We start from the raw sequence: 17,313 nt of genomic DNA, 5'->3' as shown, positions 1-17,313 counted from the left end.
TATACAAAAAAAAGCTCATTGAAACACATTTCAATGAGCTCTAGTCAAAATAAGTATATCTATCTTAATATCAGTTGTTTACAATCAGTTTTAAGGCATTTTACCAACTATTTTTGGCAATTAAATCCTTATTTCAATCATGCTTGAGAGATAAGTATGTCTTTTAATTCTTTCATGCCCTCACTTGCTGGCTTTTGTATACCATTGATTTTTTCATTCCCATAATAAGCCGGGGTTTCAGGATCCACTACATAAATGGGAGTACCCGGTTTTACCTCGTGGATGAGCCCGGCTGCGGGATAAACTTGCAAAGAGGTGCCTACTACCAATAAAATATCTGCCTGGGCTACTAAGCGTGATGCAGGCTCAATCATGGGAACTATTTCACCAAACCAGACAATATGAGGCCTTAGCTGTGAATTTTTCTCACATTTATCACCTACTTTTAACTCCCAACCTTTAATATCATATACCAAAGTGGGATCTACTGTGCTTCTCGCTTTTCCAATTTCACCATGAAGATGAAGAATATTTGAGGATCCGGCTTTTTCATGTAAATCATCAATATTCTGTGTAATGATATGCACATCAAAAAAAGATTCAAGTTCCGCTAGTATTTGATGCCCTTTATTAGGCAGTGCATGTTGTATTGCTTTTCTTCTCTGGTTATAAAAATCGAGTACCAGTTCTTTGTCTTTTCTCCACCCGTCAGGAGAAGCTACGGCTGTTACGTCATGTCCTTCCCAAAGTCCATCAGCTCCTCTAAAGGTAGGAATGCCACTTTCTGCACTGATTCCTGCTCCTGTTAAAACAATTAATTTCTTCATAATATTTTGTGTTTTAAAAGGTAGTTTCATTACTGACCTTAGCTTTCAACTTTTAAAGATAAAAAGTAGCTTCAATAACATAAAATATCTGTTAACTTCGTTTTCGGAAATAAATATCAAATGTTTATGAATTGTAGAATTATTGCTTTAGCCCTTATTGTATTAAGTAGTGCAGCATGTGTCACTCAAAAGAAATACGACACATTGTTAGCAGAAAAGGTAAGACTGGATGCTGATAAAATGGAATTGGAAGAGGAACTGGAGTCAAAGAAAAGTGACATCATTTCTCTTGAAACGCGATTAATGGAAGAAAAAGAAGCTTTGGAAAAATCAAAAGAAGCCTATCAGATATCTCAGAATAGCCTGGATTCTCTCCAGAAACAATACAATACTTTAAACGACTATTACACCGACTTAATGGGAAGTAGCGGTAAACTCAATAAAGATTTGGCTCAAAAGCAGAAACTGCTATTGCAAATGGAAACGGATCTGGAGGTTTCTAAGCAAAGGAATGATGAATTGGCAGCTGATTTAGCAGAAAGAGAAGCCAAAGTAGAGGAACTTGAGCGTGTTTTGGCTGAAAAAGATGCTGCTGTTGCAGCTTTAAAACAAAAAGTAAGTGAAGCGCTACTCAATTTTAAGGAAAATGACCTTACGATTGAAGTAAAAAATGGAAAAGTGTATGTTTCTCTTGCCGAACAACTCCTATTTAATTCAGGAAGTATAGTGGTTGATCCTAAAGGGGAGAATGCTTTGAAGAAATTGGCTCAGGTATTAAAGGACAATAATGATGTAAACATCGTAGTGGAAGGCCATACAGATAATGTACCAATTGGAGGTAGTAATAAGTACTTAAGGGATAACTGGGATTTAAGTGTGCTAAGAGCTACTTCAATTGTTCGCATATTAACCAATAATGGAGCAAATCCGGAAAGGGTCACGGCAGCCGGTAAGGGTGAATTTTCGCCTAAAGCTGAAAATGATACTTCCGCAGGACGTCAGAAAAACAGAAGAACTGAGATTATCCTCACACCTAAATTGGATGAACTTTTCCAGATACTGGAAACGAACTAAATGTTGGTTAGCGGCTAGCAGTAAGTATTCCTTCCTGTTTTTACCAGCTAAGCTATTTTTAAATTTCATTGTCACGGACATAGCAGTTCGTGACTTTTTTTTGGTCTATTTTGTAATAGGAGATATTGCTTTGATAATATTTATCTGGGACTGTTCTTTTATAAAGAGTTGATAGCTTGAATATTCTGGATGATCATGACCTTGTTGTATGCAAAAGTTGATAGCAATAATTTTGGAAAGTAGTATTTGAAGCGTGTTTTTTGATAAGCTATGCAGAAAGCCCGAGTCAGAGACTCCTCAATTATTGAAAATACGTAGAGTCCTGCGGAACTTTATAGGTAGGTGAGGAGAAATTTGTTGTAAAACATAAAAAGGCCAGATGGAGGGCATCTGGCCTTTTCAATTCTATTGATTAACTACAATATCATAATTGCTTCCGAATTTCCTTTCTCCCTGGGAGAAAATGAGTAAGGTCTTAATTATTATAGAACTATAATATTGTAATTGAAATCATTAATTAATATAGATACTCAAGGGATACTCTGTCATAATAACCGAATACACCTGTTGAGTTTGATCCAAAACATGAAAGCATGATAGAATTTGAATCAAATCCTGTAGGAGTTCCAGGGATGTGCACTGCACCTACGCCAGAAGAACCTTCATTTCCGCCTGAACCACAAGATAAAGAACGATTGAAATAATCAGTATGTCTTAATCCTAAAGTATGGCCAATTTCATGTCCAATAACATGGCTATTAACCGCTCTTGAATAATTATTCATTCCACTGAAGATTTGAACCCACTTATAAGGAGCTCCACCACTTGGGAATCCTGCAGAGCCACCGGCTCCACCTGAAGTCCTGTATACTACAATATCAGCATTGGTGCTGGTAGCAAAAGATAAAGTGAAATTCAAATTAGTGTTCAATTGGTTGTACCTATATATGGCATCCTGTAAACCCTGACGCATTACAGTAGTCAGTGCATTGGATCCACCTGTGTATCCGATTACCGAAACGGTTCTTGGAGTACTTACCAGGTTATAAGTCCGGTATTGTTCGCCCATTGCACCATGGTGATCGATATCACTATTTAACATTTTCTCTAACATTTCTGGTGTAATTACTATATCGCCCTCCAATAAGTAATTAACTCCTGCCGGAGTACCTGAAATTTCATCTGCATCCTGATATCGGATGTCACTTACATCAAACCCTAAGGTTTCGAATTGCTCTATCACATCTGCTGTGATGTTGTTGGGATTAGCATTAAGTTCTTCGTTTTTTTCACAAGAACTCATCATTACTGTGGTAGCCGTGATTGTCAATACAATCAGTAGACTGTTTCTTAATTTGTACATATTTACTGTAAGTTTTTTGGTTACATTCGCATATTATTGTTTTCTTTACAGACTGCAAAACTATTAGGTAATTTATTTTTCAGTATATTAGATAAATACAATTTGCAGTGATAAAAATTTAATTAAATATTAATTTCAGCCAAGAATGTTATTCTATTCATATATAATTTTATCTATTAAAAATTCCCATATAAAGTGTATTATAGCAGTTTTATTTTGTTTATGGACAACAGTACCTATAATAGTAAATGGCCAGATCCAAGAGGGTGATCCTGATTGGGTGCAATTTATGCAAAATGACTCATTGAGAGGAAATAAAGTAGAAAAAGCAGAGAGTATCACACTTTTGACCTTTGCAAAACCAATGAGTAGCGAAACATTAAAGGAGTCGGGCTTCATTGTTTATAGAAGAATTTCGGATAAAGTTTTTATAGGAAAGTTTCTTGTGGATGATGTAGCCAGGCAGCAATTGGAAGCAGCGTTTCCTTATGTTTCTTATGAAGCGAATCATCTATGGAAGCTTTCAGGAGAATTATTACAGGAATATAAATCAGGTTCTAATGTTTCAGGCAGTTTTTGGATCAGAACAAAGCAAAAACAGCAACTAAATTCATTCATCAGGGCAAAGGTAAAAGTATTGAAAAAAAGGAATGATTTTCTTTTGATTGCAATAGATAACCTGCCTCTTGATTCCATAATCAATCAATCGTTTATACTTTACCTTGGTGCAGAGGCTACCCGGCCACAAGCTGAGGCTACAGTGCTGGATCTTAATTTACATCCCAATAGAATAAACGCAGTGCATCATTATTACTCTTGGCTTCATGGACAGGGACAAACATTAAGTTTAAAAGAACCTTTTTATAATATTAATGATATTGACCTGTCCGGTCGTTATGTGGAAAGTAATTTGGAAAGTGAATTTATTGATAATCATGCTGCTCAAATGGCAACAGTTGCAGTTGGTGCCGGTAATTCTTTCATTACAGGAAAAGGAGTGGCTGGCAATGCATTTCATACATCTTCTTCCAATGCATATGTTCTTCCTGACCTGGAAACAGATTACGAAAGACTGGATGTTCAGATTCAAAATCATTCCTATGGAACAACAATAGAGCCTTTTTATGGTGCTATGGCTGCTATGTTTGATCAAAGTGCTATGGAGAACCCCAATCTATTACATGTTTTTTCCTCCGGGAATTCCGGGAGTGAGGCATCAACAGATGGTAAATATGCCGGGATTGAAGGGTTTGCTAACCTTACAGGTAATTTTAAACAGGCTAAAAATATTTTAACAGTAGGTTCATTGGACACTACCAATAGCGTCATCAATTTGAGTAGCAAAGGACCTGCCTATGATGGCAGGGTAAAACCGGAATTGGTAGCCTACAGTATGGCAGGAACTTCCAATTCAGCCGCAATGGTTTCAGGCACAGCCATTTTATTGCAACAACTCTATAAAGAGTTAAATGGAGAACCCATGCCGGCTCCACTTTTAAAGGGAGTTTTAATCAATTCAGCAGATGATGTTCATCTTAAGGGAATAGATTACAGCACCGGGTTCGGTCAGTTAAATGGCCTGCGTGCTGTGGAAAACATTGAAAATGCCCAATATTTCAAAGGTACAGTTACTCCTGATGAGGAAGAATTAGATTTCCCTCTTTTAATACCGGAAAATGCCAAAAATCTTAAAATCACATTAATCTGGAATGATCCCCCGGCTAACCCAAATGATACAAAAGCTTTAATGAATGATTTGGATTTAAAAGTTATGCATAATCAAGGAGTTTTTATGCCAATGGTATTAAATACCGGAGCCAGCCTTACAGCCATTCAGGAATTAGCTGAAACAGGAGAGGATCATCTTAATAACATAGAACAGGTAGTAATTGAATCCCCTGAAGCAGGTAATTATTTGTTGAATGTGAGTGCTTTTGATGTGGCCATTCCCAGTCAGGATTTCTATATACTTTACCAATGGGATACAAAAGACAGTTTTCGTTGGACAAGCCCCACAGCTTCTGACAATATACCTTATAATGGTGAAACAGTTAGTCACTTAAGGTGGGAGTCAGCGTTTGAGGAAGATAAAAAAGGAGAACTGTTCTACCAACTCATAGTTGGAGAAAATGCAAGTGAGTGGTTTTCTGTTAATATGGATGTAGAATTGACATCAGGACAATACAGATGGGATGTACCTGATATATATAATTTAGGTATCCTTAAGATGCAAATTGGAGTGAATGAGTATTTAAGTGATACTTTTTCAATAAGCCCGTCTGTGAGATTGGATGTAGGTTTTAATTGTACTGATTCTATTTCATTCCAATGGAAATCTATAGACGGAGTAGATAGTTATGAGGTAAAGGCACTCACCAACCATGAAATGAAACCTATACTAACTACTTCTGATACATCCGTTGTTTTGCAATCTGATGAGGTAAACACCAATTACTTTAGTGTTACCCCTTATATGAATGGAAAAAAACTACTTCAAAGCTTTACCATTAATTATCAGCAGCAAGGTGCAGGTTGTTATATAAAAACGTTTTTTATTGAAGCAGTGCAGGACTCAGGTGTTTTCATGCAATTACAATTAGGAGCTACTAATGATATTAAACAAATTGTATTTGAAAGGCTTGATAAAAATGACAACTGGGTTGAAGTATCAGATCATTCACCTGATCAATTGTATTTCCGGATATTGGACGATAATCCTTGTGATGGATTTAATACTTATCGCGCCAAAATAGAGTTTGTTAATCATTCCAGTATTGTCAGCGATAGCCTGACTACCTATTTTGTAAAAGGAAGAGATTTTATAGTTTATCCCAATCCTGTAAATAATAGTTCTTCATTGCAGGTATTTAGTAAAAAGTTTGAAGGCGAATATGTTTTCCAGCTCAGCAATACTAAAGGAGAGGTTGTAATGAAGGCATATCTTACTGATAGCAGATCTTACCTGGATTTGCCAGGATTGGCAGACGGATTATATGTGTATCATATATATCAAAACGGTCATAGAAAGGCAAATGGCAAGCTTTTAATCGTTAATTAATTACTGTTGTTTTTATTATTTAATCATAACATTAGGAAATAGAACATAAGTAAGATTTTACCAATTATTATATCTTTTTTATAATTTTTTACAAAATTATATAGGTTGTAACATCTTTTATGCATAATATTCGAACTATAACCAAAAACTTAAATATTATGTTAAAAAAATTTAGAAACATTGTAGGTGCTTTAATAGTAGGCGCATTTGTACTATCCTCATGCCAACAAGATGAAGTGGCGTTAGTTGATGAATTTGCAGTAGACCCAATTGTAATCGAACAGTTGAGAGGTTTAGGATTTAATGTTACTGATCAGGCTCCTACAGTTTTTGAAAATGGCTATTTGGTAGAAGGAGATATTTTCCTTACTGATGAAACTATTTCAGGAATGAGCAAACCATCATTTTTACCAAATTCTGAGCAGTACAGCACAGATAATTTAGTGTGTGGTCCTCGTACTATCACGATGTATGCTGCCCAAGGTGGGAACCAAGGCTATAGCGCTGGAATGATTGCAGGCTTAGATGAAGCCATCAGTCGTTTTAATGCTCAGAATTTATCTTTAACTTTTCAAAGAATAACTTCCTCATCAAATGCGGATATCGTAATGACTCGTTTAAGAAAGGGTGATGAGAGAAGAGGGATTTTAGGTTCAGCAGGTTTTCCTACTTCTAGTTGTGAACCTTATGGAGAGATCAAAATGAGTGGTATTTTGGAATCCAGCTACGGGTTATCAACTAATGGTATTGCTACAATTATTGCTCACGAAATGGGTCATTGTATCGGTTTCCGTCACACTGACTATTTTGACAGAAGCATTAGCTGTGGTGGAAGTACTTCAAATGAAGGCGCTTCAACTGTAGGTGCTAATCACATCCCTGGTACTCCAACTGGTGCAACTGCTTCTGCTAAGTCATGGATGTTGGCTTGTACAGATGGTGGTGACAGACCATTCAATAATGATGACCAAACTGCTTTGGATTATCTTTATTAATTTAATTCTTTAACCAACTAATCAAAGTGGGGGCCAATCGGTCCCCACTTTTTTTTTGAATTTTCAACAACAAATAACTGTTGTTTTTTATTGCATGGATATGTTTATCTTTGTGCATAAATAAACACAAGTAGTAAAATAAATAATTAGAAATTTTGGAGTTTAATCAATTTAATTTTCATCCTACCTTAAAGGAAGGCCTCGATATGATGGGCTTCAAGGAAGCCACCCCTATACAGTCAGAAGCTATTCCTAAAATTTTGGAAGGCAAGGATTTGATAGCCTGTGCCCAAACAGGTACCGGGAAAACAGCGGCATTTGTATTACCTATTTTACATAAAATTGCTACTGCAGACAAAAATTCAAAAGAGGTAAATACACTTATTATTGCTCCAACCCGGGAGTTAGCACAACAAATAGATCAACAAATTGAAGGCTTTTCATATTTTACAAATGCCAGCTCAATAGCCATTTATGGAGGGGGTGACGGTTCTGCCTGGGAACAACAAAAGAAAGCCATTCGACAAGGAGTGGATATTTTAGTGGCAACCCCTGGTCGTCTGATAGCATTGTTGAATTCGAATGAAACCAATCTGGGGCATATCGAACACCTCATTCTTGATGAAGCCGACAGAATGTTGGATATGGGTTTTTCAGATGATATCAATAGGATTGTCAAGCAATTACCTGCCAAAAGACAAACATTGTTATTTTCGGCTACTATGCCTCCTAAAATCAAAAAATTAGCTGCTGCTATCCTGACCAATCCTGAGGAAATTAGTTTGGCTATTTCAAAGCCTGCCGCAGGAATCTCGCAGAAAGCATTTATGACTTTTGATGGCCAGAAAACACCATTATTGAAGTTTATATTGGATTCCGGAAGATATGAAACCGCTATTGTTTTTGCGGGTACTAAGGATAAAGTGAAGTCTTTAGAGAAAGAGTTGAAAGGGTTAAATATGCGCCAAAAATCATTTCATAGTGATTTGGAACAGGTGGAAAGAGAAGAAATTATGCGTGACTTCCGCTCTAAAAAAGTACAGGTATTGATTGGTACTGATATTCTTTCCCGCGGAATTGACGTAGAGAATATTAGCCTGGTTGTAAATTATGATGTGCCGGGTGATGCTGAGGATTATGTGCATAGAATCGGCAGAACAGCAAGAGCTGCCACTACAGGAGAGGCCATTACATTTGTCAACGAAAAGGATATGGAGAAATTCAATCGTATTGAAGAGTTGATAGAAAAGGAAGTGATAAAAACCAATAGCCTCCCCAATCAATTAGGTGATGGGCCGGAATATGATAAGAAAGCTAAGAAATATAGAAAACCAGGCGGCTTTTCCGGGAAAAAATCGTTTCACAAAAAAAGAAGGTAATTCATACCGGTAAATTTTAATTATAAAAGAACATGTCATTTAAAGATTTGGGTATTTCTCAAAACCTTATTAAAGGGTTGGAGGAAATGAATATTAAAGAGCCCACAAAAATACAGACTGCTGTCATTCCTTATTTATTGAATAATTCAGGAGATTTAGTTGCTCAGGCACAAACCGGTACAGGTAAGACAGCCGCTTTCGGCTTGCCCATCTTACAGCGAATTAATCTAAAAGATGATAAAATCCAGGCTGTAATCATTGCGCCTACAAGGGAATTATGCCAGCAAATAGCGAAACAACTATTTAAATTTACCAAGTACTCGGATAAAATATTTACAGAAGCGGTTTATGGTGGAGCTAAAATTGAAGGACAAATTCAAGCGCTTAGAAGACCTACGCATATCTTGGTGGCAACACCCGGCCGTTTAACAGATCTAATAAGGAGAAAAGCAGTAGATATTAGGCAGGCCAATACAGTGGTACTGGATGAAGCTGATGAAATGCTAAGTATGGGTTTTAAGAAAGACCTTGAATTTATCTTTCAGTCAATGCCTCATAAAAAGAACATATGGTTGTTTTCAGCCACTATCCCAACTGATATAAAGTATTTGATTAAGAAATATTTAGATCCACACGCTCATCATATCCAGGCATCAGGCAATGGAATTGTGAATGAAAATATCAATCATCAGTATGTTCCTTGTGATAAGGATGAGAAGATGGCTGTATTACAGTATTTTCTTAAAACCCAAAAGAATGAACGGGGTGTGATTTTCTGCAATACCAAAGTGGCTGCCCGTGCATTGTATGAGCAATTATCTGCCAGAAAGCAATCAGTTGGTATTTTAGAAGGAGATATGCACCAAAAAGATCGTGATAAGATGCTAAGAGCTTTTAAAGGAAATAAATCTGATTTGCTAATTGCTACTGACGTGGCCGCTCGTGGTATTGATATAGCTGATTTGGCTTTCGTGGTGCATTATGAAATTCCCAGACAAATCGATTACTACATTCACCGCAGTGGCCGAACAGCCAGGGCAGGAAAACAAGGAATTAGCATGGCATTAGTGACTAAGAATGACCTTCATCAATTGCAGAAGATAGAAACAGAATTAGGAATTAAAATGAAGAAAGTGCCTTTTGCATAACAGGGTTTTGGTTTGGTAAGTTTTGCGGTGAAATTAAACGGACAACAGAATTAATATATGATACGACACGCATTCCACTTTCTTGTTTTTGGGTTAGCTTTCCTGGCATCTTGCTCTTCCAAAGAACAACGCCAGCAGAAACTTATCCAAAAAGGATATCAGGAATTGGAGGAAGGGAATAATCAAAAAAGCATTCAACTTTTTGAAGATGCTGTGGAATTGAATCCCGAAAACCCTGTGGCATGGAATGCGAAAGGGGTGGCATACTATAAAAATGGTCATCCTTATGAGGCGATTCAGGCTTTTGAGAAAGCCATTCAATTGAAACCGGATTATACCAGAGCTTATTACAACAGAAGTAATGCTTTCTATCAAACAGGTGAATTTTACAGAGCTTTGGACGACATGGAACCAGTAATGGAACATTACCAGGATTCAGCTTTCGTGCATTTATCAAAAGGTTTGTCGCTAACAGGTTTAAAGAAATATGAAGAGGCCAAAGAATCTTTTTTAAAAGCTGCTTCTCTTGATACTACCAATGCTGAGATATTCGCTAATGTGGGGATAATCTATTATTACCAAAAAGATTATGAAAATGCAGAAAAGTATACACGAATTGCATTGGAGAAGAATGAAGATGAAGCCAACGCATGGAATTTATTAGCATTGATACAATCCGATCAGGATGATTATGAAAGTGCCCTGAAGTCAGTCAATAAAGCCATTAATTATGATAAATTTCAACCTTACTTTCTCAATAACAGAGGCTTTATCCTCACCAAATCAGGTGAGTATGAGAAAGCTTATAGGGATTTAAGGCAAAGCATCTCCATTGATGAAAAAAATCCATATGTCTATAGAAATCTTGGTTACCTGGCTTTGGAAAAAGGCGAGTATAAGGAAGCAATCAGGCAATTGAATGAAGCACTACAAAGAAACAAAGAATTGTCCTCGGCCAATTATTATTTAGGTGAGGCTTATAGATTAAATGAACAAATTGAATTAGCCTGTGACTATTTTAAGATTTCCGCTTCACTGGATGAAGAAAAGGGTAAGGAAGCTTTTAATAAATTCTGTCAGTAATTTTCAGTGCAAACCTTAATAAATTTCTTATTTTTGCCTCAAATTTTAGGATAACGATATGTTTGATAATCTTAGTTATAAATTAGACCGCGCTTTTAAAACCCTGAAAGGTCAGGGACAAATTACTGAAGTAAACGTGGCCACCACTGTGAAAGAGATTCGCAGAGCCCTTGTTGATGCCGATGTTAACTTCAAGGTTGCCAAAGAGGTAACTGATAAAATTAAAGAAGAAGCTTTAGGCCGTGATGTTTTAATCTCCGTTTCCCCGGGACAGCTTTTGGTTAAAATCACCAAAGAGGAATTGGCTAAATTAATGGGAGGAGAGCAAGAGGATATTTCTGTTCAGGGCTCTCCGGCAACCATTTTAATATCCGGACTTCAGGGTTCCGGTAAAACTACTTTTACCGGGAAGTTGGCCAACCGCCTAAAAAAACAAGGCAAACAAGTATTATTGGCTGCCTGCGATATTTACAGACCTGCCGCTATTGAGCAGTTGAAAGTATTGGGAGAGCAAATAGGAGTAGAGGTTTATGCAGAACCTGAAAATAAAAATGCTGTTGAAATTGCCAGCAATGCTATTAAGTACGCCAAAAATAATGGTAAAAGTATTGTTATAGTAGATACAGCCGGTCGTTTAGCGGTTGATGAAACCATGATGCAGGAAATTGAGGCCTTGAAGAAAGCTCTCAATCCATCTGAAACATTGTTTGTGGTAGATTCCATGACAGGGCAGGATGCCGTTAACACAGCAAAGACTTTTAATGAACGATTGGACTTTGATGGAGTAGTATTGACCAAATTGGATGGTGATACCCGTGGTGGAGCTGCTTTGTCTATCAGGACTGTGGTGGATAAACCTATTAAGTTTGTCAGCACCGGTGAAAAAATGGATGCCATTGATCTTTTCTATCCGGACAGGATGGCCCAACGTATTTTGGGAATGGGTGATGTGGTTTCTTTGGTAGAAAAGGCACAGGAAACTTTTGATGAGGAAGAAGCTAGCAGACTATCCAAGAAAATACGCAAAAACCAATTCGATTTTGAAGATTTTCTTTCCCAACTACAGCAAATCAAAAAGATGGGAAATATTAAGGATTTGCTGGGAATGTTACCTGGAATGGGAAAACAAATCAAAGATATGGATATTGATGATGATGCTTTCAAGCCTGTGGAAGCTATTATTCGCTCAATGACTGCTGAAGAGCGTGGGAATCCTGAATTGATGAACGCCAGTAGAAAACAACGAATAGCCAATGGTAGTGGTACTTCTGTTCAGGAAATCAACAATCTGCTGAAGCAATTTAAGGACATGCGCAAAATGATGAAAACCATGAACAAAATGAGTGGTACTAAGCGTGGTTTGGCAGGTTTTAATCCTTTTGGAGGGAAATAGATTTTGTGTGATAATCAAATGTGAGTTATTGAATTTAAGTAACAGCAAGTTTTAAGAATTTTAAGAATTGACTCTATTAAATGCGGGCTTTGTCCCGCATTTTCTTTTTAGGCAGTTGTCCCTCTTAGAAGCTTTAATTTAAAATAGAATTGAAATGATTGATAATTTGGCACTTCCTCCTGAATGGAGGGCATTAATGCAGTATTTGGAAGAAGCCAAAGTAAGAAATGAAATAAAGACTTTTCCTCTTAAATCCCAACAATTTAGCCGGGCGTCAAAGCAATTGATCATGGAAGTGATGGAAGATTTGGGAGTTCCGGGAAGCAGGGCCGACAAAATCAATTTTTCGTTTTCTGTCATTTATTTATTTGAGCATCAAAAGCACCTCATTTTTGAGCCTGACTATTGTTTTAACCGATATAGAATCATTACACTGAGATCCTCTCTTTATGATAAATTTCATCCCCTGGATATTCAGAAAGTAAGAGGGTTTTGTCGAACAAAAGAAAAGGAAGCCTTAAAATCAGGTCTGAAAACAGTTGTTTGGGATAATCCTTCAGGTAAAATAATCTTTGGACCATCTGAACAACCGGGCGATTTTGGAGGCTCAGGTTCCAGTGGGTGGAAATATATTGCCTTATGTAATTTTTTAATGGACCTGTATTGTGAGGAAAATAATCTTTTCTTAAAAAGAATTACTCCCTATGACAGTTTGATGAAAGAGGTGAAGATTCATCAAATTTCCACCCCTTTAAAATTAAAAGATGTTCTCTTTAAGGAAGCCATTCAAAAGTATATTTCCCGACTGATGAAACTCGATTTATCCCTGAGTTAACAATTCATCTATATTTCATCTTCAATATTAAGCGTATTTTAAGTGTAGATTATTTTCTGTTTAAGTTGCCTGATTTCATTTTATCTATTCCCTAAAAGCTGTTTTATTAGATTAAATAATTCTAATAAAACCAATGCTGTCAAAGAAAGTAGCTGTTATAGCTGATGATGATAAAGAAACATTACGTATTTTGGTTGATACCTTGGAAGCTGATGGTTTTGAGGTGGCATTAGCAATGGATACACAACATGCGCTTAGCCTTATTAGAAAAGTAAATCCTGTACTTGTTGTTTCTGAAATTGGCAAAGCTAATTATGATGGCTTGCTTTTATTTGAAACTTATAAAAAAGATTACCCTTATCTGAATAACTTCAAAATGGTAATTCTCACAAATAATAATGAGGAGAAGTATGAAATATCAAGTTTTGAATCAGGAATTGATGACTACCTTATAAAACCACTCCGGAAAAATGCATTCAAAATGCGTATTGTTCGTTATTTGAATGAAGAAAATCCTGTGGTACATGTTGTTCCGGAAAAACAATTCCAAATCAGGGATTTACATTTTAACCTGCTTAATAAAACGATTTATAAACTTCCTGAAAAAAAACAGATACCTATTCAGTCCAAAACTTTTGAGATACTATTTTTCCTTGCTTCCAATAATGACCGTATTTTTTCCAGGGAAGCACTTATTAAGGCTGTTTGGGCACCTTCACGAAAAGTAAGTCCTCGCTCAATTGATGTACACATTCTTAAAATCAGGCAATTGCTGGGTGAGAATTATGTGAAAACTATTAAAGGAGTTGGATATCTTTTTGTAAAATAATCCCATCAGGCACATTCAAATATAATGTAACTATTTTTTCTCCTATCAGTTTTAGAAAGGGGAATCAACAATTGTTGTTGGAACTCTTTTTTATTACCAATCAGGTTCACCTGATTAAACCTAATTAAAAAGTCAAAGAAATTTTATGGAAAAAATAGAAAATAAAGTAGCTCTTATCACAGGAGGGAGCAAAGGCATCGGTTATGGTATTGCAGAGGCTTTGTTAGCTCAGGGTGCTAAAGTTGCTATTACAAGTAGGAGCGAAGAAGCCGCACTGGAAGCTGCTCAAAGCTTGAAGAAATCATCCGGAAGTGAAAATGTATTAGGCTTGAAATCAGATGTGCGTAATTACAATGATCACGAAGCTTGTGTTGATGCAATTATACAAAAGTGGGGACAGTTGGATGTTGTAGTAGCGAATGCAGGTGTGGGGCGTTTTGGTTCTGTTGAAGACATTACTGTTGAGCAATGGAATGAAGTAATTGAAACTAATTTAACCGGAGTTTTTTATACTATAAAATCCGCTGTAGAGCAATTGAAAAAACAAAAAGGCTACTTTATCACCATATCCAGTTTGGCAGGAACCAATTTCTTTGCTGGAGGAGCGGCTTATAATGCCTCTAAATTTGGGCTAACGGGATTTTCACAAGCAGTGATGTTGGACTTGCGACAATCAGGGGTGAATGTAAGTACTATTATGCCTGGCTCTGTAGCCACTTATTTTAATGATCACAAACCCAATAAAGATGACTTCTGGAAAATTCAGCAGGAAGATATTGGCCAAATAGTAGTGGATTTACTTGAAATGAATCCTCGAACTTTACCAAGTAAAATTGAAGTAAGGCCAAGCCAACCACCCACAAAATAAAAATTACAAACTATATTTTGATCTGAGGAAGATGGCTGGAATTATAAATTACCATTCATTTTCCTCGATCAATTAAAATTGATGCCTGCAATTCTCAAAGTATTAAGCCTGTCTATTTTTCCACTGGAAGTCATTTGGAATTCTGTAGTGGTATAAACCTCTTTTGGTACATGGTATGCAGGCAACTTTGATTTGAGCTTACCCATAAGCTCCTCTTTGTCAATACCATTATCTTCCAGTAGTAAGCAAAGGCAGGAACCTAACTGTTCATGCAACCTGCTAAACACGAAAAATTGAAATGACAGATTATTTTCGTTCATTAAACTGTTTATTTGCTCTTCCACTTGTTCAGGATGGATTTTTATCCCGCCTGAATTAATCACAAAATCATACCTTCCAAACCAGTCAAAGTGTTGATTGTCATAGAGCTTTACAACATCATTGGTAAGTAGTTCAGGAACTCCGGTAATATGTTCAGCATGTATAATCAGGCAATTTCTTTTATCTTGAGAAAAGGCAATGTTGTTTAAGGCTTTAAAAGTTGTGTTGGTTCCATGGTTAAGCCTCTTTAGCGCGACATGGGAAACTGTCTCTGTCATGCCATAGGTGCTGAAAACTGGCGCAGATATTTGTTGTTGAATTTGTGCTGCCAAAGTATTTGATACAGGTGCGCCTCCTAAAATAATAGCTTTGGCACCATTTAATTGCTTAATCTTTTCAGGGGTTTCAGTCAATATTTTAGACAATTGATAAGGCACAAAAGAGAAGAAATCAACTGATCTTTCTGAATCCAGATTTACTAAAGGATTTCCAGTTGCCTCTTTTACAATCAGGTTCATAGATTGCACCAATGCGCGGACAATCATCATCTTGCCTCCAATAAACTCCGGATTGATATTGAGGAGAGCAGTATCTCCGGCTGCCAAACCTAATGTATTGATAGTGGCTTTGGCACTTGCCAACATCTGTGAACTTTTTATGACCTGTATTTTGGGAACACCTGTGGAGCCTGAACTTTTTTGCTCGAACTCCGAATAACCCTTTTTCCATTTATGAACAAAATCCATCACATAATGCGCAATTGAACCTTCAGTAAAATGGTTTTTGCTGTTAACTAAATCAGGCAAAGTGAATTTATTACCCTCCAGTTCAAACCAATTCTGATTTTGCACGAGTGTCATAAAGTAGTATTTAATATTTTCGGAAGTTTGGTAGTGACTCAGGCTTGGAAGCCATACAACAGCAAATTTACGAATAAGCCTTGGAATAAAAATTCAGGGAGAGAATCGTTAATTTGGACATTTTTGATTTTTACTGTGTTTTAACAACATTCCCCTATTGAGAGAGTATGAATAACGTATAGTTTATTTACAAACGGTGTTATTTTTATGCTTTTGGTATAAAAAATAGGAGTAATGTAGATAAAATCCCTTAATTTTGCAACAAAACAAATAGCAAATACTAGAATTCATGCAACCCTTTAAGTTAGACAAAATCGACAGAAAAATATTAGATATTCTTCAGGCAGATGGTAGAATTACCAACTCGCAACTTTCCAAGGATATTGGGCTCTCTCCCGCACCAACTCTTGAGCGTGTAAAGAAATTAGAAAATACAGGTATTATTAAAAGTTATCATGCCAAATTAGATACCGAGAAAATTAATTTGGGTGTGAGTACCTACGTAATGGTTTCTTTAAAGGCTCATAATAGATCGAATATTGAAAAATTTATTGATGCAATTAACCTTGTTGATGAAATTATCGAATGTCATCATGTAACAGGATCAAGTGACTTTATTTTAAAAGTGATTACCAAAGATATTCCTTCTTATCAGAAATTAATGTTGGAAAGAGTAAGTGAAATTGAGGTAGTGGACAGCATGCAATCAATGGTAATTTTATCTACCTTTAAGGATAGCAAAGTGATGCCTTTACCAATTAATTAAAAATTGCATGCCTGATAAAAACAATAGAATTTTAGCTCATCAACAGATTCAAAGCAAAATAAAGAGAATGGCTTATCAAATTCTCGAGAACAACTTGCATGAGCAAAATATTTATCTGGCAGGAATAAAGGGAGGTGGCTCCACACTGGCTAAATTACTACAATTAGAACTGACTGCAATTAATTCGATTGAAACCGTGCTGATTGAAGTGAGCATTGATAAAGAAAAGCCATTGTCATCTCCCGTTACTTTAAACAAGGAAATTGAAAATCCTGAAAATTCAATTGTAATTCTCATTGATGACGTGCTGAATTCCGGCAAGACAATGGCTTATGCCTTAAAACCCTTTCTTGCAATACCTTTAAAGAAAATTGAAACAGCCTTTTTAGTGAATAGATCGCATAGATTATTCCCTATTTCTGCAAAATATACAGGAATAGAATTAGCTACTACTATACAGGAACATATAAATGTTTCCTGGAAAGAGAATGATTATACAGTCTTCTTAGTCTGA

15 protein-coding genes are annotated in these 17,313 nt (G+C 36.4%); 12 read left to right on the top strand and 3 right to left on the bottom strand.

The features are described 5' to 3' along the window. Window positions 1–137: 137 nt before the first annotated feature. Window positions 138–827: an SIR2 family NAD-dependent protein deacylase gene (locus JKA74_RS05550; RefSeq protein WP_201430154.1), complete on the bottom strand. Its 690-nt coding sequence runs from the start codon at window positions 825–827 to the stop codon at window positions 138–140. A gap of 126 nt (window positions 828–953) precedes the next feature. Here JKA74_RS05550 and JKA74_RS05545 point away from each other — a divergent pair, with 126 nt between their 5' ends. Next, on the top strand, window positions 954–1,901 hold the full coding sequence (locus JKA74_RS05545) for an OmpA/MotB family protein (protein WP_201430153.1): 948 nt from the start codon (window positions 954–956) through the stop codon (window positions 1,899–1,901). A gap of 517 nt (window positions 1,902–2,418) precedes the next feature. Here the strand turns inward: JKA74_RS05545 and JKA74_RS05540 are convergent. Then, window positions 2,419–3,264: a M57 family metalloprotease gene (locus JKA74_RS05540; RefSeq protein ID WP_201430152.1), complete on the bottom strand. Its 846-nt coding sequence runs from the start codon at window positions 3,262–3,264 to the stop codon at window positions 2,419–2,421. Window positions 3,265–3,553: 289 nt separating this feature from the next. Here JKA74_RS05540 and JKA74_RS05535 point away from each other — a divergent pair, with 289 nt between their 5' ends. The 9 genes from JKA74_RS05535 to JKA74_RS05495 all read left to right on the top strand — a co-directional run bounded on the left by JKA74_RS05535 (window position 3,554) and on the right by JKA74_RS05495 (window position 14,852). Then, on the top strand, window positions 3,554–6,322 hold the full coding sequence (locus JKA74_RS05535) for a S8 family serine peptidase (protein ID WP_236587507.1): 2,769 nt from the start codon (window positions 3,554–3,556) through the stop codon (window positions 6,320–6,322). Window positions 6,323–6,480: 158 nt separating this feature from the next. Next, a complete protein-coding gene (locus tag JKA74_RS05530) occupies window positions 6,481–7,317 on the top strand; it encodes a M57 family metalloprotease (RefSeq protein ID WP_201430150.1) in 837 nt (278 codons plus the stop codon). Between the two features lie 155 nt (window positions 7,318–7,472). After that, the gene (locus JKA74_RS05525) at window positions 7,473–8,696 is read left to right on the top strand and encodes a DEAD/DEAH box helicase (RefSeq protein WP_201430149.1); all 1,224 of its coding nucleotides are present in this window, start codon (window positions 7,473–7,475) and stop codon (window positions 8,694–8,696) included. 32 nt (window positions 8,697–8,728) lie between these two features. Next, entirely contained in the window at window positions 8,729–9,844 is a 1,116-nt protein-coding gene (locus tag JKA74_RS05520; protein ID WP_201430148.1) for a DEAD/DEAH box helicase, read from the top strand. A 57-nt stretch (window positions 9,845–9,901) separates the two neighbouring features. Next, complete coding sequence (locus tag JKA74_RS05515; RefSeq protein ID WP_201430147.1) at window positions 9,902–10,927, top strand: tetratricopeptide repeat protein; 1,026 nt, start codon at window positions 9,902–9,904, stop codon at window positions 10,925–10,927. Between the two features lie 58 nt (window positions 10,928–10,985). After that, window positions 10,986–12,320 (top strand): signal recognition particle protein, encoded by a 1,335-nt coding sequence (gene ffh / locus JKA74_RS05510; RefSeq protein WP_201430146.1) that lies wholly within the window; start codon window positions 10,986–10,988, stop codon window positions 12,318–12,320. A 154-nt stretch (window positions 12,321–12,474) separates the two neighbouring features. After that, the gene (locus JKA74_RS05505) at window positions 12,475–13,155 is read left to right on the top strand and encodes a DUF7255 family protein (protein WP_201430145.1); all 681 of its coding nucleotides are present in this window, start codon (window positions 12,475–12,477) and stop codon (window positions 13,153–13,155) included. A 133-nt stretch (window positions 13,156–13,288) separates the two neighbouring features. Then, window positions 13,289–13,984, top strand: coding sequence for a response regulator transcription factor (locus tag JKA74_RS05500; protein ID WP_201430144.1), 696 nt, complete (start codon window positions 13,289–13,291; stop codon window positions 13,982–13,984). 145 nt (window positions 13,985–14,129) lie between these two features. Beyond that, window positions 14,130–14,852: an SDR family oxidoreductase gene (locus JKA74_RS05495; protein ID WP_201430143.1), complete on the top strand. Its 723-nt coding sequence runs from the start codon at window positions 14,130–14,132 to the stop codon at window positions 14,850–14,852. A 68-nt stretch (window positions 14,853–14,920) separates the two neighbouring features. Here the strand turns inward: JKA74_RS05495 and JKA74_RS05490 are convergent, their stop codons facing one another. Further along, a complete protein-coding gene (locus JKA74_RS05490) occupies window positions 14,921–16,033 on the bottom strand; it encodes an AMP-binding protein (protein ID WP_201430142.1) in 1,113 nt (370 codons plus the stop codon). Window positions 16,034–16,322: 289 nt separating this feature from the next. Here JKA74_RS05490 and JKA74_RS05485 point away from each other — a divergent pair, with 289 nt between their 5' ends. Together JKA74_RS05485 and JKA74_RS05480 are read left to right on the top strand one after the other, a co-directional pair. Continuing rightward, window positions 16,323–16,799 (top strand): Lrp/AsnC family transcriptional regulator, encoded by a 477-nt coding sequence (locus tag JKA74_RS05485; protein ID WP_201430141.1) that lies wholly within the window; start codon window positions 16,323–16,325, stop codon window positions 16,797–16,799. Between the two features lie 7 nt (window positions 16,800–16,806). After that, on the top strand, window positions 16,807–17,313 hold the full coding sequence (locus JKA74_RS05480) for a phosphoribosyltransferase family protein (protein WP_201430140.1): 507 nt from the start codon (window positions 16,807–16,809) through the stop codon (window positions 17,311–17,313).

This window comes from Marivirga aurantiaca, assembly GCF_016679925.1.
Classification (GTDB): domain Bacteria; phylum Bacteroidota; class Bacteroidia; order Cytophagales; family Cyclobacteriaceae; genus Marivirga; species Marivirga aurantiaca.
This window is presented reverse-complemented; position numbering and strand designations above follow the sequence as displayed.